Source organism: Microcoleus sp. Pol17C6, assembly GCF_036701145.1.
Classification (GTDB): Bacteria; Cyanobacteriota; Cyanobacteriia; order Cyanobacteriales; family Microcoleaceae; genus Microcoleus.
This window is the reverse complement of the sequence record NZ_JAUBQH010000076.1, coordinates 1-21,698: the sequence shown is the minus strand read 5'-3', so window position 1 is coordinate 21,698 and position 21,698 is coordinate 1. Positions and strand designations below refer to the sequence as shown.

The following is a 21,698-nucleotide window of genomic DNA, read 5'->3' as shown; positions in this document are numbered from 1 at the left end:
TCGTCAAAAAAATTCCGAAAGCCTTATGCGGCCGGGTTTCACTATTTCTAATTAAGCCCTAACAGAGCTAATCAGATTTCTACAGGCAGCTCGCTTTATCTTGCCACTGCTCGTTTTGGGAATAGTACCCGGTTTGACCAATACTAGGTAGTCAAACACAATATCGTGACGAGCCATCACAGCTTCTTGCAGATCTCTGATCAATTGACGATGATCGCTTTCCTTGAAAGGCTGGCGCTGTATTTCTACAACCGCCGCTAGTTTTGATTCACGATCGACATCAATGGTAAAAACAGAAGCACCGTTATTTCCTGACGCATACCGATAATTATTACAGGTATGCTCAATATCATACGGGTAAAGGTTACGTCCACGTATAATTAGCAGCTCTTTTATCCGTCCTGTAACAAAGAGCATTTTTTCATGAATAAACCCCAGATCCCCAGTCCTTAAGTAATATTTACCATCGGGTTGTTTCAATTGTGCATAAAAACACTCTTCCGTCTTTTCTGCATTTTTCCAGTACCCCTGAGCTATTGACGCTCCTGACACCCAAATTTCACCAATCTCTCCCTGCTCACATACCTCTGTGCTGTCAGGATCAACTATGTGCACATTGAAATGAGAACTGATTAAACCACAGCTAACGAGAGTTTTCCCCCTATCCGCTTCTTTCACCTGACCACGTTCAAAAGACTCCTCATCCAAGGTTAGAGTCTGTACACCCATGCCGGGGACACTACCAGACACAAACAACGTAGCCTCAGCTAAACCGTAGCAAGGTGAAAAAGCTTTTGAGTCAAAACCATACTGCTGAAATTTAGTCGAGAAAGCTTCCATAGTATCAAGATCGATCGGCTCTGAACCATTCAACGCCACTTTCCAGCAACTCAGGTCTAAATGTGATAAATCTTCACTATCTTTGATGTACTTTACGCAATGCTTATAACCAAAGTTAGGAGATGTAGAACTATGAAGACGATAGTGCGAAATGAGTTCGAGCCAGCGAAGAGGACGCTGAACAAAGTTCATTGGTGGCATAAAGATATAAGTTCCACCCAGAAACAATGGTTGTAACATTTGACCAATTAGCCCCATATCATGGAACTGTGGCAACCATCCCCCTCCAAGCAGTCCTTCTGGATAGTTATAGGCTTCCTGAATTGCTTTTTGATTGTCCAAGATATTGGAATGACTGATCATCACCCCTTTAGGTAAGCTGGTTGAGCCAGACGTGTACTGAATGAACGCTAGCTGGTTGGGGCTAAGGACAGGCAATGTGATGTCCGTTGGTTCTGATTGATATTCATCTATCCAGATCCAACTTCTTCCAGATAATTCTGGTATTTCGTGCAGTTGCTGTTCTAGCTGAACTCTTGCATCAGCAGTCGTCAGAATGGTTTCTACACCAGCATCATCTAGAATAGCGACTGTGCGTTCCATCTGCTGAGCATTACGAGACAAGTTTAGCGGAATGGCAATGGCTCCAGAAGCAAGACACGCGAGAAAATTCACGACAAAATCAAGTCCATTGGGGAACAACAGAGCAACGGCTTGTCCCATATATCCGCGATGAATCAGCAGTTTCGCCCGCTGCAATACAAGCTCGTGCAATTCCCGGTACGTTAGCTTCTTAGCAGTTTCAACTCCATAGGGTTGGAAGATACAGGCTAGAGAATCACCTTGCCGTTTAGCGTGGCTGAAAATTGCATCACACAACAGTTTGTGATTATTTTTCGTACAATCTATCATCCCAAAATCCTTCGTTATCACGCTACACAACTAATTTCCAAAAGCTTATTGGCACAGGATTCCAGACCATGAACAAATTGTTGGATGTCATTCAGCGTCGTGAAACGACCAACGCTCACACGAATAGAACCCTGAATCTCTCGCTCACTCATCCCCATCGCTTCTAAGACGTGAGAAAGTTTTTTGGTTTTGTTGTTACTACAGGCTGAGCCAATGGAGATAATGATTCCACACTTCGTTTCCATCAGAGCCGCTAATGCTTCAGCCCTAATCCCAGGAATCAGGATATTCAAGGTATTGGAAATACTATGATCGTAATCAGTCAATCCATTAAATCTGCAACTGATATGAGATTTCTTCAGAAGTTTCATCAGGTATCCCTTACACTCCCAACAATGGGCATCCCACTGGTCAATATTGGCAGCAGCTTCCTCAGCCGCCTTAGCCAAGCCAGCAATAGCGACTAAGTTTTCAGTCCCGGAGCGCAGACTCATTTCTTGACCACCACCGTGAATGAGTGGAGAAAAACCCTCTATATCTCGTACATACAAACCACCGATCCCCTTTGGCCCATAAAATTTGTGTCCTGAGAAGGACAGATAGTCTATGCCCAGCTTCTCAATATCTACTTTACGTTTGCCAATCACCTGGACACCATCAACATGAAACTTAATATTCCTTTCACGCAGGATTTGCGCGACAGCTTCCACTGGTTGAAGCACACCAGTTTCATTATTGGCATACATCATCGATACCAACTGGGTATTAGGTCGTATGGCGCTAACAATGTCATCAATGGCTACCGCACCATTAGCTTGAGGGCAGACGAAGGTTACCTCAAATCCAAACTTCTCAGCATAATACTTGACAGTATTCAGGACTGATGGATGCTCAATAGCCGTAGTAATAATATGTCCAGGTGTCCTCAATTGTTGAAACAACTTACTTTTAATCGCCCAGTTATTTGCTTCCGAGCCACCGGATGTAAAAAATATCTTTGTCGCCTCTGTTCCTAGTAGCTGCGCCACAGTTTCTCTAGAACGATTGAGCAAGTCTTTATTAGCGACTGAATATTTGTTGATACCAGAAGGGTTAGCAAATAGATCTATAGTCGTCTTCATCACTTGTGCTACGTTATCTGACACTGGAGTAGTAGCGTTATAATCGAAATACCCTGAAATCATTCGATTTTGCATTGTTTCGACTTTCCTTAATAACAATTAACCGAACTGACTGTCGCAAAGAGCGTGACCCTTTAAACTGGATTTTCCCTTCAATGCCAATCTATTTGCACTCAATCTTGCTAAATATGATGACCAGTTACCCTGTAGCTAGACAACCTCCTACTTACTCTCCTTAAGCTTTTAGAGGGCAAGCTACAGGTGAACTGATTTAATGACCTGTGATGGAACGGTTTATTTCAGAATTAGGATTGAACCTAATCTCCATTCAATTGCATCTTAACTAAGGAAATCTCCATCCCTATGGCCTCATAGCTGCTTAATTCTGCCTGAGTTAGTAAGATTTGTTTTTAGCTGATCATGAAGTTCATGCAAAATATCGAGACAGTGATGCTGCGAGGGTTCTAATTTGCCCAACATTGTATCAAGCTCACTTCTAGCGCAATTTACTATTGTTTCAATCTCATTGCCATTAATTAAAGAACAGAAAATATTAGCCGTAGCAACCGAAGTAGCACAGCCCCAAGCTCGAAAGACTCCTTTGGTAATCCGATTGCCCTCCATTTCAATTTGAATCCGAATTCGATCGCCACAAACAGAATTGCCTACTTCCAACTCAAGATGCGGGTTCTGGATCTCACCGCTATGTTCTGGATCTGAAAAGTTCGCAATAACAATGTCGTTGTACATAGCTGTGACTTGATAAGGGCTAGGTAAAATTGATGCTTTACCCCCTAGAAGGTGGGTAAAGCACACATACTAAACAGAAATTACAGGGCAAACGTTGTTATTGTTCGCTTTTTCAGGTTCTAGACCATCCAATTGTTTATCAAGATTGACAGCACAACATCCAAATTCGCTCGATTCAGGCAAGCGCATAATATACTGTAGCCGTTGACCACTTCGCCAAGAGTTACTGTCTTTCGGAAGAAGTCTTACCAAGTCTTCAGTCAGGATAAATCCCGGAGTGGACATGGCAAGAGGATCTAAGATTGCCAATTGTCCTGTTTCGCCAATTGGAACTTCCTTATCCAATTGCTTTGGATCTCGTACAGAGAAATGAACAAATGGAGAAACGTGTTTGACACCATGTTCATCATCGATCGCTACAACATTCGATTCGACAAGTGCATATATATCTCGTATTTGACTTTTTTCAACCCCAAGATATTCTATACATTCATTGTTAAACTCCACTCTAGAAATCATTTGACCGTTAAAGCGTTTCCATCCACCAAGGGTGATTATATAACTATTTTTGTCGAGTTGAACCTTTTGGTTAGTCGCTTTCAGGAAGCTGATGAAACGATGAATAATAAAAGGTGGTCCAATAACGTGACGGTCAAATTTGTGTGACCATTCATTCAACTGCGTTAATGCCTCCTCTGGTACAAACCGATCCTTCGTCACCATAAAGCGATGAGTATCCAGCAACCCTGCCAGCATATTCAGGGCTTTAATCATACCCATCTCTGGAATCTCTTCTGTAGAAGGACATAAATATAATCCAGCCCCTTTAGAAATCTTGAAGAATTCGCGGTACATAGCATAGATGCCTAAGATCCCGTAATCCACTGTCTGTGAGCAACGACGAGCAACGCTTGGGATGCCAGAAGTTCCCGTGCTACGCATTTCCAGTTCAATCAATCTTAGGTTCACCGATAACAATTTGTGACTATTGGCAGACTTGAAAAGACTAATGGGAAGCAGGGGAATTTTCACCATATCTTCAGGCGATTTAATGGAATCTGGTGTAATTCCTTTGTCATTGCAGGAAGCTTTAAAAAAGTCATTGTTAGCATAGTGAAAGGCAAACGAATCCTTTATCAAAGATGTCCTAAATGCGAGCAGCTTTGATTCTGAAAGCCCATACAGCTCACTAACAGAAGAAATGGCAACTTTCACTGGATTGAATCCTTCTTCTTTGAGTGTGGAAAATAAGTCACTCATACTTTTAGTCTTAACTCCAAAAAAAAATTAAGGATAGTGAAATAAGCGCATTCTTGAACGATATACTACGCCCCTAAAGCCTAAAGAACACGTAAATTGGTAATGTGTCTCAAACGTAGTTGGGTTAATAGTGACGAATTCAGCGCAGCCCTATCACGATGTTTATGACTTAGGCACTTTTTCAGCGATTTTGAAATACCCTGGTAGCAGCCGTTGAACTATTAGGCTCCATGAGTAGATTTATTGGAATAGCTGAAGGATGTACTTTACCTCAGCAATAATAGCTATCATAAAAAACTTATTTGGGTTTGGCAAGAACTTAAATATTTAATTTTATTAAGATTCTGAAAAAAAGAAGATGACATGCAAAAACACGCCCTCTAATTAACAAATTACTAAACTAAAGCACGGTTTATTTACTGGTAAACCGTAAATAACTAGCTCGTGATCGAGCTACCGCATCAAGCCGATCGCTCGCTTTGCAGACCCGCGTCACGGATTTTGGATTTTGGATTGGAAATAATCTCGATCGAATCCAGTCCCCGATTTGCTGTGGAGTTACGGGTAATCGGACTTAAAAGTCAAAATAAGTCAAAATAAGCGCATTTCCCTACCGATTTACCGGAGATTAATTACGGCGATCAAGCTACCCAGCAAGCCGATCGCATCTGATTAATTCGTCGTTTGCAAGGAAAAATCAAAGGGCTAAAATATGTATTTTCATGCGATTTTATGCAATTTTATGTACTCGCCTCTGGTTGTCTTCTCCGTCTTAAGCACAGAACAGACAACCAGCGACAGAGCTGAGGAAAGCTAGCGGGTATAAGTTTTTATTACTTTTCATCATTTTTCATAAGCTTTTATACCCTCCCCGATATGAGTTTTCGTGCTATCCCACAAAAAGTCTAAGCCGCTGAAACTCTGCAAATTGCGCCTTGCCAACGACAATCGCATAAGAAATTTAAGTTAGTGGCTCTATCCCTTCTAGCCGTAGGAAATATACGCGACCCGATTCATCACCTGCTACAATTGCTACTCCATCGGACGCAACGGTGCAGCAAAATAAGGCACCATCTCCGATGAAAGTAGCGATCGCCTCCCCACTTTCTCTCATCCCACAGCTTTAGTGTTTGGTCGGACGAGGCAGAAATTGCTTTAAGTCCATCGGGCGTGATGGCAACTGCCCAGACATCGCCCGAATGTCTGCCGAGCGTTTTAAGCTCGCTAAGTGCGCGATCGACCCCACGAAACCGCTCAGAAGCCGCACTTACTGCATTCCTGCATCGGACTGGGGGATTTCTTAACGTGGTAGTCCTGGATGGCGGGCGTAGAATACACAGCCTCCGTCGCTTGGTTCAAGACGTGCCATCGCCGCTCAAAATTTTTAAATTCGAGATGGGATTTCTTTTTCCCCTACAGTTACGAGATATGGACAAGTTTCCAGAACACGATCCTCGCTGTGGCCGTGAGACAAAGGGCCAGTGGTGGAGCCAGCCACAAGACATCGCTTTAGCCGACACTCCTGAATTCACTCAACGCTTCTTCGCTGAAATATTCAAGGAATTCCCAACATTGGCGACAAGCGTTGTTTTCTTGCGAGGGTCTGTTGGGCCAGACCACCTCTACGCAATATTTAACTTCTCTAGCGGTGGGTTTGGCGTGCAGATCGATCCAGGGCTAGAGTACATCATAGTCTGGGGGGCGGGCGAGCATGGGGAGTATGGGGATTGGATGGGCGATCGCGATCGGTTAGCGGAGAGCGCTCGATCATGTCCGTACCAAGCGTGTGGTGGTTTGAAAGTTTGTCTAATGCGGTTGAGTGATGATGAGACAAGTGCTCGCTGGTGAGCGATCGTAAATTCCGAAGGTGTTTAGTCTGAAGTTTCGCCTGCAAATATTACTTGCATAGACGAGCAAAGCCTTCGATCGCTAAGATTTTAATTGAAGTACAAGCAGCAGATAGATTGGGGCTGCATATCTCCAGCAAAACCATATCCAAGCTAAACTGATAATCGCCCAAAATTTTAGAATTATCTATGGGACAAGAAAGCGCAATATGATATCTGGGGAAATCAAAAGTCAAATAGATAAAATCTGGGATGCCTTCTGGTCGGGTGGTATCTCCAATCCCCTCGAAGTCATTGAGCAGATTACTTATCTGCTGTTTCTGCGTCGTCTCGACGATTTACATATTCTGGAAGAAAACAAAGCTAATCGGCTCAAGCGCCCAATGGAACGCCGGATTTTCCCAGAGGGGGAAGATATCAAAAAACGCTCCTACGATGATTTGCGTTGGTCGAGGTTCAAGAATTTTGCACCGAAAGAGATGTTTGAGGTCGTCAACGATCATGTTTTCCCTTTCCTGCGGACTTTGGGGGGAGATGGTTCGACTTACGCGCACCACATGAAGGATGCCCGCTTCACAATTCCGACACCGGCCCTGCTTTCTAAAGTGGTGGATTTGCTCGATGGTGTACCGATGGAAGACAGGGACACTAAAGGCGACCTTTACGAATATATGTTGGGCAAGATTGCCTCGGCTGGACAAAACGGACAGTTTCGCACACCGCGCCACATTATTCAGTTGATGGTGGAACTGACTGCACCCAGCCCAGGCGATGTAATTTGCGATCCAGCTAGTGGGACTTGCGGTTTTCTGGTGGCTGCTAATGAATATCTGCGATCGCATCACCCGGAAATTCTGCGCGATACCAAGATGAAGCAGCATTTCCACCATCAGATGTTTCACGGGTTCGATTTTGATAATACCATGCTGCGGATTGGCAGTATGAATATGCTTTTGCATGGAGTAGAAAACCCGGATGTTCGCTATCAGGATTCGCTGGCACAGGAACATTCTAGTGATGCAGAATCTTATACCCTTGTCCTTGCTAATCCACCCTTTGCTGGGTCGTTGGACTATGAGAACACGGCTAAAGATTTGCAGGCGCTCGTCAAAACTAAGAAAACTGAATTGCTATTCCTGGCTTTGTTTTTAAGATTGCTGAAACCAGGGGGACGGGCTGCGGTAATTGTGCCGGATGGGGTGCTTTTTGGTTCTTCTAAGGCTCATAAAGAATTGCGCCGCTTGTTGGTGGAGGAACAGAAGCTTGATGGTGTAATCTCTCTGCCTGGTGGTGTATTTAAGCCTTATGCGGGTGTTTCTACTGCGATTTTACTATTTACTAAAACTAACTCTGGGGGAACTGATTCTGTTTGGTTCTACAATGTGAATGCTGACGGGTGGAGTTTGGACGATAAAAGAACGCCTTTGCTTTCTGAAGATAAATTAGGTGCTGTGCCTATTTCTGGGTTAACAGCAGAGGAACATACTAAGAATAATCTGCCGGATGTGTTGAATCGTTGGCAACTGCGGAATACTACAGAACGAGAGCGATCGCGCACTGGTCAAAGTTTTTGTGTACCAAAGATTGATATTGCTACTCAGGGGTATGACCTGAGCCTGAATCGTTATAAGGAAGTGGTGCATGAAGAAGTCGAACACCGCACACCAAAAGATATCGTCGCTAATTTGGCAAAGCTAGAGATGGAGATTCAGCAGGGAATGAAGGATTTGGAGAGGATGCTGAAGTGAGTAGATGGGAAAATGTCACATTGGAAGATGTAACCATTGATGGCTCACATGGTCTCAAACGAGGGCCATTTGGGGGAGCCATTAAGAAGGATTCTTTTGTTCCTGACGGATATAAAATTTATGAGCAAAAACACGCTATTTACGGCGACTTTGACAGTGGTTCTTATTTCATCACTGAGACTCGATATAGAGAATTAAAGAGTTTCGCTGTGGAACCCGGAGATTTGATTGTGAGCTGTTCAGGAACTTTAGGTCGTGTGGCTGTTGTTCCGCCAACTGCAAAGCCTGGAATAATAAATCAGGCTCTATTGCGAATTCGCCCGAAATCAAACCTTGTATCTTCCCGATTTCTCAAGATGTTACTTGAGACTCCCGATCTTCAATCCCGCCTATTTGGAAGTGCGGGCGGTTCCGCCATCAAAAATGTCAAACCACTTTCTGAAATACGGCAAGTCCAGTTCCAATTACCAAGCTTGCATGAACAGGAACGAATTGCAGAGATACTCGATCGCGCCGAAGAACTCAGGTCTAAACGTCGGGAGGCGATCGCTCAACTCGACAGCCTCACCCAGGCCATCTTTATAGAAATGTTCGGCGATCCAGTTACGAATCCTAAAGGCATTAAGGTTGTTCGCTTGTCAGAGATAACAACTAGAATCACAGATGGCGTTCACCAAAAACCCAACTATACCGAAAATGGAGTGCCTTTTATTTCGGTTAAAAACATCACGACAGGCTCACTAAAATTCGAGGATTGTAAATTCATCAGCCTTGATGATCACCTAAAGTTTACCAAGCGTTGTAAAGCCGAACGTTTAGACATTCTTTACACGAAAGTTGGTGCTACTTACGGTCGTCCTGCTCTCGTTAATACAGATTGCGAGTTTTCTATATATGTTAGCGTTTGCCTTATCAAGCCAGACAAAAAGCTAATAGATCCTTTTTTTCTAAATGCTGCGTTAGGTACAACTGCGGTAAAAAGTCAGGCAGATAGAAAGATTAAAGGTATTGGTGTTCCCGATCTTCATCTAGACCAAATCCAGAATTTTCTCATTCCTCTTCCCTCAATGAAGGAGCAAAACGAATTTGCACATCGCGTCGAAGCTGTAGAAAAACTCAAAGCCGCACACCGTGCCTCACTGTCAGAACTCGATGCGCTCTTCGCCTCCCTCCAACATCGTGCATTCCGAGGAGAATTATGACATGAACGCCATGCTAACCGAATTTACCCTCGCCAACTTCAAAAGTTACAGCACAAGCCGATTGCCCCTTGGATCGCTAACCGTACTAATCGGAGCCAATGCAGCAGGCAAAAGTAACGCCCTTGAAGGTTTGCGCTTTCTGTCCTGGCTGGCACAAGGGCAAAAACTCTCCAGCATTCAATATGCGGTAAATAGTGCAGACCGTGTTGTACGCGGTCGAGTAAATGACTTGTGCCATCGGGGAGAGTCAAATTTTACCATTGGTTGCCGTTTAGACTACCCAGATTGGAACCAACTCGATATAACCCTGAATGTGCGTGACGGAGAACTGCACATCAGTAATGAGCGAATCGTTGGCTCGACAAGTCAAGTGCCACTATATGACCTAGATCAGCCTTCTCAAGGAGTAGGGACTGATGTTGGTGTGGCATATAACAACTTTACAAAAGGGAAGAACAAACCACGAGTAACGTGCAGCGATCAGATGGCTATATTCGTGCAATTAGACACCCCTGCCCATTTTGATGCAAAGTACCCCAAATCCCAAAAAATAATTCCTGAAACCGTCCGCGAATATCAAAAAGTCTTACAAAATATCCTATTTTTAGATCCCGTCCCCGCCAGAATGCGCGAGTACAGCTTCAAATCTGATAAGCGATTACAAGAAGATGGCACTAATCTTTCCAGCGTTTTGTATCGCTTGTGGGAGAACCAAGCCGAAAATCGCGAGGCAATTCTCAACTTTATTCAGAGTCTACCAGAACAAGCTATAGATGGGCTAGATTTCCTTTTCGGTCCACGGGATGAAGTCATGGTGCAACTAGCAGAAACATTTGGCAATACGCGCCGCTATTGTGAGGCTGCATTATTATCCGATGGCACTTTACGGGTGTTAGCGATCGCCGCTGCTATGCTATCAGCTACCGAAGGCAGTTTAGTAGTCATTGAGGAAATCGACAACGGCGTTCATCCCAACCGCGCCAAGCATTTACTCGCCAGCATCCGAGATATTGCCGAACGTCGTAAATTGCGAGTGCTGCTATCGACTCATAACCCCGCGTTAATGGATGCCTTACCCGATGAGGCGATCGGCGATGTAGTGTTTTGTTACCGCAATCGAGAGTCAGGAGATAGCCGCCTGGTACGGCTTGGAGAAATGTATGATTTTCCAAGTCTGATATCTCAGGGGCCGCTCGGTCAACTGGTAACTGCTGGGATAGTCGATCGATTCGTCAAATCGCCACACACCCCTGAAGACAGAAAACAGCAAGCAATGGCATGGCTATCTCGGTTGCAGGAATACGGCAATGAGTAGTATTTGCTTGATTGATACGAGCATATTCCTCGAAATACTCAACGTTCCCAACTATAATCAGCATAGAGAATCAGTTCTCGAAGATTTTAAGACTTATTCTCTAGCTGGCTGTACTTTTCTGTTGCCAATGGCAACCATACTCGAAACAGGCAACCACATCGCCCAAAACGGGGACGGCACAATGCGAAGGAAAACCGCCATACGTTTTGTTAAAGAAGTTAAAGAAGCCTTCACAGGCGTAGCGCCCTGGAGGCCTACTACATTCCCGAGCACAGCAGAGATACTGGAGTGGATTGACCAGTTTCCTGATGAAGCTGGCAAAAACAAAGCTCCTAATAAACAAGAAGGAACAAGTTTCGGCGATCTCAGCATCATTCAGGAATTTCATAAGTCCTGTAATATCTTTTCAATGAGTGAAGTTTTTATCTGGTCACTAGACAAGGATTTACAGAACTATCGCCAAATGCCTAGATAAATATATGAGCCAGTTTACCTTTCTCCAAGCTGAATTCTCTACGATTTATGAATCCGCCACCAAAGCAGTTGATGCAGTACATCCCGACCCTCGCACCGCCTGCTTTTATGCCCGTCGAGCCTTGGAGTTAACCGTAAATTGGTTATATAAATACGATAATTCTCTAGAACTGCCTTATCAAGATAACCTAAGCAGTTTAATTCACGAACCTACTTTTAAAAACTTAGTAGGTGAAGCAATCTTTAACAAAACAAGAGTCATTATCAAACTAGGAAATCAGGCCGTACACAGTACCCGACCTATCTCTGTGAATGATGCTATAAATGCTGTACGGGAGCTGTTTCATGTTGCATACTGGTTAGCACATACCTATGGACGCAGTAGCAAACCAAATTCGGGGCTTACCTTCAACTCTGACGCATTGCCCAAGACTGCACCAGTTCCTAAACAAACCATTGAACAACTTCAGAAACTAGAAACTCAACTACACGATCGCGATGAAAAGCTTTCAACACTTCTAGCAGACAAAAATGCACTTGATGAAGAACTGAAACAACTACGGGCAGAATTAGCAGCAGTCAAGAAAGCGAGTGTAACCCAACCCGATACTCACGACTATTCTGAAGCTCAAACCCGCGATATTTTTATAGACCTTTTGTTAAAAGAAGCCGGATGGAACTTAGATCAACCACGAGATCGAGAGTTTCCGGTTACAGGGATGCCCAATTCATCAAATCAAGGTTTTGTTGATTACGTCCTCTGGGGCGATGATGGTAAACCTCTGGCAGTGGTAGAAGCCAAGCGCACCCGAAACGACCCCCGCACCGGGCAACAACAGGCTAAGCTATATGCCGATTGCTTAGAAAGCCAATTTAATCAGCGTCCAGTTATTTTCTACTCTAACGGTTACGAGCATTGGCTGTGGGATGATACTAATTACCCACCGCGACAGGTGCAAGGATTTTATAAAAAAACTGAATTACAATTACTTATACAGCGCCGAGCTACCCGTAAATCTTTAGCAGCAGGCACAATTAACTCTACCATTGCCGAACGTTATTATCAAACTCGTGGCATCCGTCACATTACCGAAGCCTTAGAGACTGATAAAGACCGCAAAGCCCTGATAGTTATGGCAACAGGTGCCGGCAAAACCAGAACAGCGATCGCGTTGGTCGATCTGCTGATGCGTTGTAACTGGGCTAAACGTGTTCTATTTTTAGCCGATCGTGTAGCTTTGGTAAATCAGGCAATCAATGTATTTAAGAAACATCTCCCCGATGCCGCACCAGTAAACTTAGTCACAGAAAAAGATACCGAAGGACGAGTATTTGCTTGCACCTATCCAACCATGATGGGATTAATTAATGATACCCGTGACGGTCAGCGTCGTTTTGGCGTAGGACATTTTGACCTAATTATTATTGATGAAGCTCACCGATCTGTCTTCCAGAAATACCGTACCATTTTCAACTACTTTGATTCTGTCTTGCTAGGGCTAACCGCTACGCCCAAGGATGAAATTGACCGCAATACTTACGGGCTCTTTGACTTAGAAAACGGCGTACCTACCGATGCTTACTCACTTGAAGATGCCGTAAAAGATGGTTATCTAGTCCCCCTGAAAGCAGTATCAGTGCCGCTTAAGTTCCAGCGACAAGGCATTAATTATGGCGAACTCTCTGAATCCGAAAGAGAAGAATGGGATGCGCTTGAATGGGACACAGAAGGCAATGCCCCTGATCGCGTAGAAGCAGAAGCAGTCAACAAATGGTTATTCAACAAAGATACCGTGGATAAGGTGCTAGAGCATCTGATGACTAGGGGATTAAAGGTTGCTGGGGGCGATCGGCTCGGCAAAACCATTATTTTCGCTAAAAATCAAGATCATGCAGAATTTATTGCTGAGCGGTTCAACGCCAATTATCCACACCTTAAAGGCGAGTTTGCCCGCGTCATTACCTTCAAAACCTCCTATGCTCAAAGCCTGATTGATAACTTTTCCCAAAAAGATAAAGAACCTCATATCGCCATCTCAGTGGATATGCTCGACACTGGGATTGACGTGCCAGAGGTAGTTAATCTGGTGCTGTTCAAAATTGTTCGCTCCAAAACTAAGTTCTGGCAGATGATAGGACGAGGTACGAGGCTATGCCCTGACCTATTTGGACTGGGGCAAGATAAAGATTTTTTTTACTTGTTTGATTATTGCCAAAATTTAGAGTTTTTTCAGCACAACTCAGAGACTGTTAATGCACCCATAACAAAATCATTGGGTCAGCAATTGTTTACCGCTCGATTAGAATTAATCGGAGAGCTAGATAAAAGAATACCAGAAAATCAACCAATTAATCCAGTAAAACTGAGCCAACTTCAAGAGTATCAAGCTGCCTCTAAAGAACCCAATACCGATGCAGAATTGCGCCAGGAACTAGCCAATTTACTAAATACCGAAGTGGCGGCTATGAATACTGAAAACTTCATAGTGCGACCTAAACAACGATTCGTAGAGAAATATGCTAATTCCGCAGCATGGGCATCGTTATCGATCGATGATTTTCTGGAACTTAGTCAAGAAATCGCTGGTTTGCCCTCCCAATTGGAAACAGAAACGGAAGAAATAAAAAGATTTGATGTTTTGATGCTGAAGTTACAATTAGCAATCCTGCGCTCTGACTCGACATTTAAGCGTTTACAAGAACAGGTGAAGTCACTTGCAGGGTTGTTAGAGGAGAAATCTGCCATTCCCTTCGTGCAAGAACAGCTAGCCCTGATTCACGATGTACAAACCGATGAGTGGTGGCAAGATGTGACATTACCAATGCTGGAGGTGTTACGCAAACGCCTACGGGGGTTAATAAAGCTGATTGAGAAACAAAAACGCCAACCTATTTACACCGACTTTGAGGATGTAATGGGGGATGAAATAATAGTAGAGTTGCCTGGTTTTACAGCATTAGATAACTTTGAGAAGTTCCGTGCTAAAGCAAGGGCTTTTTTGCGATCGCATGAAGATCATGTGGTCATTTTTAAACTACGAACTAACAAACAGCTCACTCCATCCGACCTCTCTGAGTTACAGAAGATATTGCTAGAGAATAAATTAGGGGTAGAGGAGGATATAGACCGTGCAAAAGAAGAGTCACACGGGTTAGGTTTATTCGTCCGTTCCTTAGTAGGACTCGATCGTGAGGTAGCCAAACAGGAACTAGCTAAGTTTATATCTGGTAAAAATCTTAACTCCAATCAGATTGAATTTGTGGATATGATTGTGAATTACCTAACCGCACATGGCGCAATGGATGCAGCAATCCTCTATGAATCCCCGTTTACCGACATTACGCCACAGGGGCCAGAGGGATTATTTACCTCGACTCAGGTAGATGAATTATTTTCTATTCTTGAAGAAGTTTCTACACGGGCTGCTGCATAAGACACAGCAGTAAAACCTGGGGCGTTGCAAATAATCTGGGTTGAAGCACAATTGTGATTGCAGTGAACCCTGGCTTTTGGTGTTGAGGAACGTGGGGAGTGGCAGTTGTCCTCGCCCTTGAATGTTTAAAATCCAAGATAGCCAGCGATCGCCACTCTCGGATTACAGCGATCGCACAATATCAAGATAATCCTTAGCCCTATACCTCTTCTTTTAACCCATCCTCCAACAGCCTCCGCACTCGGGTTCACTTTCTTGCGCCCCGTCTTTTGTGCCAAGATCGACAGTTTGCGACGATAAAAGCCCCAGAGTTTCTGACAATCTCCAACGAATGCCCGAAAATCGTATTCGTCTCATCCGACTTTAGTTTCTCTCAGGAACAGAAACAATCAACAGTTTCTGTTCCTGAGAAAGTAACAAACTATAATCGATCGCCCATTAGCTACAACCGCACGATTACCATAAATATAAAATTCTGTATTTTTTCATACCTTAAACCGAGATGCGTGCGATCGACTATGATGAGGTCGATCGCCAAAAATCACTCTTGTCAACGTTCCTAATTAGAAAGGTTTCTAAATTCGCGAGTTCCCTGATAACCTGATAAATCAGCTAACTCCTGCAAAGATTTTTGCCCTGAGTAAAACTTACCATTGATTTCCCAAGTAGGAGTACCCTGAATCTTGGCAGCTTCACAAAGATCGCGACGAGCATTCTTCCCTTGCGGATTGCACTCGATATAATTGATAATGCGAGCCGCTTCTTTGCCAAAACTTTCCTTCTGCGCTTGACAGTGATCGCAGGTAAAAGAACCGTACATTTTAGCTCCCACTCTTTTTAAATGTCGCGCTAAAGCAATTTCTGAAGTACCAGAAGATGTTGTGGTATTCATACTTGTTTCCTTAGCTGTACCGAGATTGTTGACATCGGCATAAAGAGCCAGAGAAGAAATCAGCACTAACATAGACACCAGAATCCCTATAAAAAATAGTTGCCCGATATCATCCCATTCGCGACCGATTAATGCTAAGACAAACAAGCTAGTTGCAAACAAAGCAGACGCTATACAGTAAATACAAGCTGCTTTGATATCAACAGCCAGTACATACATCAGATAGCCGCTGAAAATCGTCATAGCTGTGCTACCAGCAAACAGAAATAATCCCGTCCAAGACTCTAACTTAGAGCGGAAACTCTTCTGTTCTGCGGGATTAACAAGTAGGGGAGCTACGGCAAAAACTATCATGCTCAAATAGCCCAAAAAACCGAACAAAGAAAGAGGCAAACCAAAGACATAGGCATAGGGACTCGAAAGCACGATATCGCAGCCTTCGATCGGACAAACTGCCGTTCCGTTGGATAACTTGACTACTGTTAGATAGGCAGTGATCGCAGCCCCTATCGAGGCAATTCCTGCCGTAATGGGTCGAGAATAGCGGTGAATCCAAGGCTGAGAACGTTGACGACGCATAGTATATTTGACCTCAAAATATATGTTTCAATTGTGGCGTAAGTTCGGCAATGCCCGCCCAGCGAACACTCTATTTCAAAACTCTAGTCGCATTGAAAATTGCTGCTAAAGCGACCCCAACATCGGCAAAAACGGCCTCCCACATTGTAGCTAACCCAAAAGCACCAAAAGCAATAAATATGCCTTTGACTAACATGGCAAAAATAATATTTTGCCAAACAATATTGTGAGTTTTTCTGGCAATTTGGATAGCTTCAGCCACCTTGGACGGTGCATCTGCCATAATTACAACATCGGCAGTTTCGATCGCTGCATCGGAGCCCAAACCCCCCATCGCTATGCCCACATCAGCCCTAGCAAGCACTGGTGCATCATTAATTCCGTCTCCAACAAAGACAATTTTATCGCCTTTTTTAGATTGACCGATCAGTTTTTCGATCGCCTCTACTTTTCCTTCGGGTAATAACTCAGCTAAGTAGGAATCTAAACCGAGCTTTTTCGCAACACTATCGGCTACAGCTTGATTATCTCCTGTGAGCATCACGATTCGCTCAACACCCAGTTTCTTGAGGTCGCGAACAGCCTGTACTGCGTCTTCCTTAAGCTCGTCAGCAATCAAAATATAGCCAGCGTAGCGGTTGTCTACCGCTAAATGGACGATCGTACCTTCAGCATTGCAGACATCGTGAGCAATGTTTTCTCGGTGCAGCAAACGGTCATTTCCCGCCAGCACAATTTGATTATTTAATTTTGCTCGGATGCCATGTCCCGCTATTTCTTCGTAATCTTTCACATCCGATAAATCTATTTTTCCGCCGTAAGCTTCCAGAATAGATTTCGCGACTGGGTGATTGGATTGAGATTCTACTTTAGCCGCTATTTCCATTAACTCTGTTTGGGAAAAACCATTCTGAGGCACAATTTGTGCCACTTTAAAAACTCCTTTTGTCAGAGTTCCTGTTTTGTCCAAAACAACTGTCTTGACTGATGTCAGGGTATCTAAAAAAGTCGAGCCTTTAACCAAAATACCGCGCTTGGCTGCACCGCCAATTCCCCCAAAGTATCCCAAAGGAATGCTAATCACCAATCCGCAAGGGCAGGAAATAACTAACAAGACTAGGGCGCGGTAAACCCATAAAAATCTGTCTGCATTAGTTGCTCCTGAAATGAACAAAGGCGGAATTAAAGCCACTGCTAGCGATGCAAATACTACAAACGGCGTGTAGTAACTGGCAAATTTGGTGATAAATTTCTCAGTTTCAGCTTTTTTGCTTCTGGCATTTTCTACTAATTCCAGAATTCTGGAGATTGAAGATTCGCCGAAGAGTTTGGTAACTTTGACGGTGAGAACTCCTGTCTGGTTAATTGTTCCTGCTAAAACTGTTTCTCCAACTTTCACGGTTCGAGGTACTGATTCTCCAGTTAGTGCAGATGTGTCAATCTGAGAGTTGCCGTCGATAATTTCACCGTCTAAGGGAATTTTTTCTCCCGGTTTGACAAGGATGATATCGCCGACGGCTACGGTTTCTGGCGGAACTTTTTTGATGTCGCCATTTGCCTTGAGGTTGGCGCTGTCTGGGCGAATTTCTAAAAGCGATCGAATTGATTGACGCGATCGCCCAACGGCAAATTCTTGAAAAAGTTCTCCGATTTTGAAAAACAACATCACCCCGACTGCTTCAGGGAGTTTGTGAATGGCTACAGCGCCGAGTGTTGCTATAGTCATTAAGAAATTTTCATCAAAAAATCGACCTCGCAGAATGTTGCGACCCGCACTGGTTAAAACATTCCATCCGCTTAAAAGATAGGCTGGGATGAAAACCAGATATTCACCTATACAATAGGGCGTGTTGTGCAGTTTTTCTTCAAAAATTAAACCGCCCACAAATAGGACAACAACCGATATCACAGGAATCAATTCTTGCTTCAGGTTAAAATCTCCGTTCCCCTGGCCGTGGCTTTGGTTCTGGTTCTGATTCTCATGACTGAGCTCGGGACGATCGTCGTGACTGCAACTACAGCAGCCGGAATCTGATGCTTTTGTCTTTTTCATGATGCCTCCTAGATCGAAAAACACAATTAACTTATGAACATATATTCATACTATATCTCCAAAGCTAACAATTTGGTAAATTATTGAGTTAAAAGTTTGGCTGCTAGTTAGCTCAAGTTTGCGGTCACAAGTTGCGATCGAGAGTAAGAATTATTATCGTTTTGCTCATGTTAAGTAAAAATTATTGACTCATATTATGTGCTTGCCTGTGTCACATCCCATTGTTTGGTTTACCATTGCTGCATTTTTGACGCTTTGACTATCCACGATGGCTTCAGACGGACTCACCGCTCGGTTGTGGCTAACTTTAACCCAGGCTCTAAGTCGGTCATTTAGCCTCAGCAAAATTCCGTCTTTACGCTGGCAAACATTGTGCCATTGATAAGTAACAGAATTCGCAACGTTTTACGCTCGGCTGCGTTCTTGGCTTCCATGTGACATCCACAGTCTGACATCGTGCCTTCTGTTTAGCTTGTTGTTATTCGTTTTTTGAGCAGTTGTAGCGGGTACATTCATAAACTCCTTTTGCTACATCAGCCAATAACTCTTCAACCATTTCCAAAATTTCAGCAACTCGTGCATCGGCGAGTTGATAGCTCGTATACCGTCCTTGCTGCAGGGTGTTTACCAGACCGCAATCACGGAGACAACCCAAGTGGTTTGAGGTGTTAGATTGCGATAACCCGGTTGCTTCAATAATTTCACTCACGGTCATTGGACGCGATCGCAGCACGTCCAAAATCGCCAATCGGGATGGATCAGAAAACCCACGAAAGAGTTTTGCTTTCAAGCGAGTGGACTGGGATTGAGCAGAGAAAATCATATGCTTAGCTTCAATACAAAGCTCTTTTATATCATCATATCAGCACACAATGATATGTCAACACCTGAAAGCTCATTTATACCCTTACATGAGCAGCGTCGCAATTCCCACATCCGCTATTGCCCAAGCCGGAGCATCGTTAATCCCATCTCCCAGCATCGCTACAATTTTCCCTGGTGCTTGCAGTGTTTAGATTTGAGCTGTTTTTTGTCTGGTCCAACTTCAGCAAAAACGCGCTGGATACCAGCAGAAGGGGCCATCGACTCCACTCATGCCTTGGAGTTTGACTGTCAGATGATTCATATACGCACTCTGAAATTGGGAATGGGTAATATTCTGACTTCTGTGTTCAAGCGCCTGGACAGCCAACAGATGAGCTCGCTTTCCTAACTTCATTTTCCGGTTGCACAGTTTGAATGGTTCTCAATTTCGTCTTGAGATCGGCTTCAACATTGGCATTTTAGCAGCCCGTAGGCATCTGGGCTGCTGAAGCGAAATTTCATCCTAATTTCATTTGACTGTGAAATACTAGGTTGAATAGAGCATTTCTAGCTCTTGGTCATTGCTTATCGGTCGCTTGTGGGAAAATGCTAATAAGTAACTTTACCTAATGGGTGTCGCTTACTTACCTTGGCAAAATACCAACCGTTAAACCTGGGGCACTCAACCTGATTTCAAGGACACTGCCAACGATGATATTCCACAAATATGTTCAATCTCCGGCAATTATTAGCAGCTTTTCTGGAATTTTGTTCAGTATAATTTTGCTAAGTTCTCCTGTCGCTGTTTTTGCCCATGCTGGCCACGGAGATGAATTTAAGCATAGCGACGAAGCAACTGAAACTCCTACTGCTATTTCTGTCGATGCCGAAACAGCAAAACGATTAGGAATTAAAGTTTCCCCTGCCGCTCGACAGCGACTAGATATCGGCATCAAAACCACCGGACAAATTGAAACTTTACCCAACGAAAAAGTAGAAGTTACAGCTCCTGTTGCTGGGAAAGTAGTAGAGTTGCTAGTTAAGCCTGGAGACAAAGTATCAAAAGGTCAACCGATTGCGGTTTTATCCAGTTCAGAATTAGGACAGTTGCGGGTTGAATCTCTCTCGAAACGTGCCGAAGCTGAGGCGGATTTGCAGCAAGCAGAAGGCGATCTAAAACTAGCACGAGAAAATTACGATCGCCTCGTGAAAATAGCTGAAGCTGAAATAGCACAAGCCCAAACTCAATTAGCAGCAACTACCCAACAGTACGAAAAAGAGCAAGAATTAGTAAATAAACGCTCTGTTGTCAAAGTTGCTAAAGAAAATTATCAGCGCCAGATTGAAATAGCGCAAGCCGAAATAGCCCGGGCAGAAACAGAATTAACTATTGCTAAAGAACAGTTCGATCGCGATCGAGAGTTGGTGGCATCAGGAGCGATCGCGCGGCGCACAATGCTGGAATCGCAAGCCCGCTTCGCCGAAGCACAAGCCGCTGTTGCTAAGGCAAAAAGCCGTCCTGAAGTTATCAAAGCCCAAACCGAAATTAAACAAGCCGAAGTAGACCTGCCGATGCGGGAGTTGCGGGAATCTCAAGGCAGAGTAGCAGAAGCAAAAGCTCAACTTACCAGAGCTCAGAGCCGCCGGGAAGTCCTAGAAGCCGAGAACCAACTCAAACGCGGCAAAACTGCCGTCGAAGTCGCTCAGTCGCGCATTCGCTTGGCTGACGCAGCCTATCAAGCGCGGCTCCAACAATTAGGAACTGCTGCCAACGATCGAGGACTCGTTACCGTAGTGGCTCCGATTTCCGGGACGGTAGCCGATCGCTTCATCACCCCAGGAGAGTCAGTAGACGCTGAAAAACCGTTGATGAGTCTGTTAAATGACAGCCGCGTTTTTGCCACAGCCAATATTTACGAAAAAGACCTGAATCAAGTAAAACAGGGTCAGGAAGTCAGGGTAAAAGTCGCTAATTTACCCAATCGCATTTTTAAGGGAAAAATTACCTTCATTGGCTCATCCGTGTCAGGAGAAACGCGGGTTGTGCTGGTAAAAGCAGAATTAGATAATATTAACGGCGAATTAAAGCCCGGACTGTTTGCTGAGTTGGAGATTTTAACCGACAAAACAGCAACAAATATTTTAGCAATTCCGAGTGCAGCGGTAGTGGATGTTAGCGGTAAAAAAACCGTTTACATCCAAAATGGCAATGCTTATCAAGCTGTTGAAGTTGAACTAGGTCAAACTGCCGGAGATTTAGTTGAAGTTAAGAGCGGTTTATTCGAGGGAGATTCGATAGTAACGCAGCGAGCACCTCAACTTTACGCACAATCTTTGCGGGGGGGCGGCAGCCATGAACACTCAGAAGAGGAAGAAAAGAAAGAGGCAAATCCAAAGGTAACAGAGGTTAATTTTAATAATTTACCCGTGTCTTTATGGTGGGCGGGAATAGGGGGAGGAGTTGCGA

At 44.1% G+C, this 21,698-nt stretch carries 16 protein-coding genes; 8 read left to right on the top strand and 8 right to left on the bottom strand.

Annotation, left to right across the window (positions count from 1 at the left end; translation table 11 throughout):
- Nucleotides 1-51: 51 nt before the first annotated feature.
- The 5 genes from QUA25_RS25595 to QUA25_RS25575 form a co-directional block, all read right to left on the bottom strand.
- The gene (locus tag QUA25_RS25595) at nucleotides 52-1,752 is read right to left on the bottom strand and encodes a fatty acyl-AMP ligase (protein ID WP_333042170.1); all 1,701 of its coding nucleotides are present in this window, start codon (nucleotides 1,750-1,752) and stop codon (nucleotides 52-54) included.
- 17 nt (nucleotides 1,753-1,769) lie between these two features.
- Entirely contained in the window at nucleotides 1,770-2,948 is a 1,179-nt protein-coding gene (locus QUA25_RS25590; protein ID WP_333042169.1) for a cysteine desulfurase family protein, read from the bottom strand.
- A gap of 294 nt (nucleotides 2,949-3,242) precedes the next feature.
- The gene (locus QUA25_RS25585; protein WP_333042167.1) at nucleotides 3,243-3,623 is read right to left on the bottom strand and encodes an iron-sulfur cluster assembly scaffold protein; all 381 of its coding nucleotides are present in this window, start codon (nucleotides 3,621-3,623) and stop codon (nucleotides 3,243-3,245) included.
- A 69-nt stretch (nucleotides 3,624-3,692) separates the two neighbouring features.
- Nucleotides 3,693-4,883 (bottom strand): LuxE/PaaK family acyltransferase, encoded by a 1,191-nt coding sequence (locus QUA25_RS25580; RefSeq protein ID WP_333042166.1) that lies wholly within the window; start codon nucleotides 4,881-4,883, stop codon nucleotides 3,693-3,695.
- A 961-nt stretch (nucleotides 4,884-5,844) separates the two neighbouring features.
- Nucleotides 5,845-5,997: a hypothetical protein gene (locus QUA25_RS25575; RefSeq protein WP_333042165.1), complete on the bottom strand. Its 153-nt coding sequence runs from the start codon at nucleotides 5,995-5,997 to the stop codon at nucleotides 5,845-5,847.
- Between the two features lie 59 nt (nucleotides 5,998-6,056).
- On the opposite strand from QUA25_RS25575, the gene QUA25_RS25570 reads away from it, so the two are divergent.
- The 6 genes from QUA25_RS25570 (at nucleotide 6,057) to QUA25_RS25545 (ending at nucleotide 14,903) form a co-directional block, all read left to right on the top strand.
- Nucleotides 6,057-6,731: a hypothetical protein gene (locus QUA25_RS25570; protein ID WP_333042163.1), complete on the top strand. Its 675-nt coding sequence runs from the start codon at nucleotides 6,057-6,059 to the stop codon at nucleotides 6,729-6,731.
- A 208-nt stretch (nucleotides 6,732-6,939) separates the two neighbouring features.
- Nucleotides 6,940-8,478, top strand: coding sequence for a class I SAM-dependent DNA methyltransferase (locus QUA25_RS25565; RefSeq protein WP_333042162.1), 1,539 nt, complete (start codon nucleotides 6,940-6,942; stop codon nucleotides 8,476-8,478).
- Between the two features lie 20 nt (nucleotides 8,479-8,498).
- Nucleotides 8,499-9,680 (top strand): restriction endonuclease subunit S, encoded by a 1,182-nt coding sequence (locus QUA25_RS25560; protein ID WP_333042160.1) that lies wholly within the window; start codon nucleotides 8,499-8,501, stop codon nucleotides 9,678-9,680.
- A gap of 1 nt (nucleotide 9,681) precedes the next feature.
- Nucleotides 9,682-10,995, top strand: coding sequence for an AAA family ATPase (locus QUA25_RS25555; protein ID WP_333042158.1), 1,314 nt, complete (start codon nucleotides 9,682-9,684; stop codon nucleotides 10,993-10,995).
- Nucleotides 10,988-11,470 (top strand): type II toxin-antitoxin system VapC family toxin, encoded by a 483-nt coding sequence (locus tag QUA25_RS25550; protein ID WP_333042156.1) that lies wholly within the window; start codon nucleotides 10,988-10,990, stop codon nucleotides 11,468-11,470. Before QUA25_RS25555 ends, QUA25_RS25550 begins: the two co-directional genes overlap by 8 nt.
- A gap of 4 nt (nucleotides 11,471-11,474) precedes the next feature.
- Nucleotides 11,475-14,903, top strand: coding sequence for a DEAD/DEAH box helicase family protein (locus QUA25_RS25545; protein WP_333042154.1), 3,429 nt, complete (start codon nucleotides 11,475-11,477; stop codon nucleotides 14,901-14,903).
- A 559-nt stretch (nucleotides 14,904-15,462) separates the two neighbouring features.
- Here QUA25_RS25545 and QUA25_RS25540 read toward each other — a convergent pair.
- The 3 genes from QUA25_RS25540 to QUA25_RS25530 form a co-directional block, all read right to left on the bottom strand.
- Entirely contained in the window at nucleotides 15,463-16,374 is a 912-nt protein-coding gene (locus tag QUA25_RS25540; protein ID WP_333042152.1) for a vitamin K epoxide reductase family protein, read from the bottom strand.
- A gap of 70 nt (nucleotides 16,375-16,444) precedes the next feature.
- Nucleotides 16,445-18,427 carry a heavy metal translocating P-type ATPase gene (locus QUA25_RS25535; RefSeq protein ID WP_333042151.1) on the bottom strand — a complete coding sequence of 661 codons (1,983 nt, stop codon included), beginning with the start codon at nucleotides 18,425-18,427 and terminating at the stop codon, nucleotides 16,445-16,447.
- A gap of 478 nt (nucleotides 18,428-18,905) precedes the next feature.
- Nucleotides 18,906-19,217 (bottom strand): metalloregulator ArsR/SmtB family transcription factor, encoded by a 312-nt coding sequence (locus QUA25_RS25530; protein ID WP_333042148.1) that lies wholly within the window; start codon nucleotides 19,215-19,217, stop codon nucleotides 18,906-18,908.
- Nucleotides 19,218-19,457: 240 nt separating this feature from the next.
- Between QUA25_RS25530 and QUA25_RS25525 the strand changes: the two genes are divergently transcribed.
- Nucleotides 19,458-19,640 (top strand): hypothetical protein, encoded by a 183-nt coding sequence (locus QUA25_RS25525; RefSeq protein WP_333042146.1) that lies wholly within the window; start codon nucleotides 19,458-19,460, stop codon nucleotides 19,638-19,640.
- A 302-nt stretch (nucleotides 19,641-19,942) separates the two neighbouring features.
- On the top strand, nucleotides 19,943-21,698 hold a 1,756-nt coding region (locus QUA25_RS25520; RefSeq protein WP_333042144.1), incomplete at its 3' end, for an efflux RND transporter periplasmic adaptor subunit.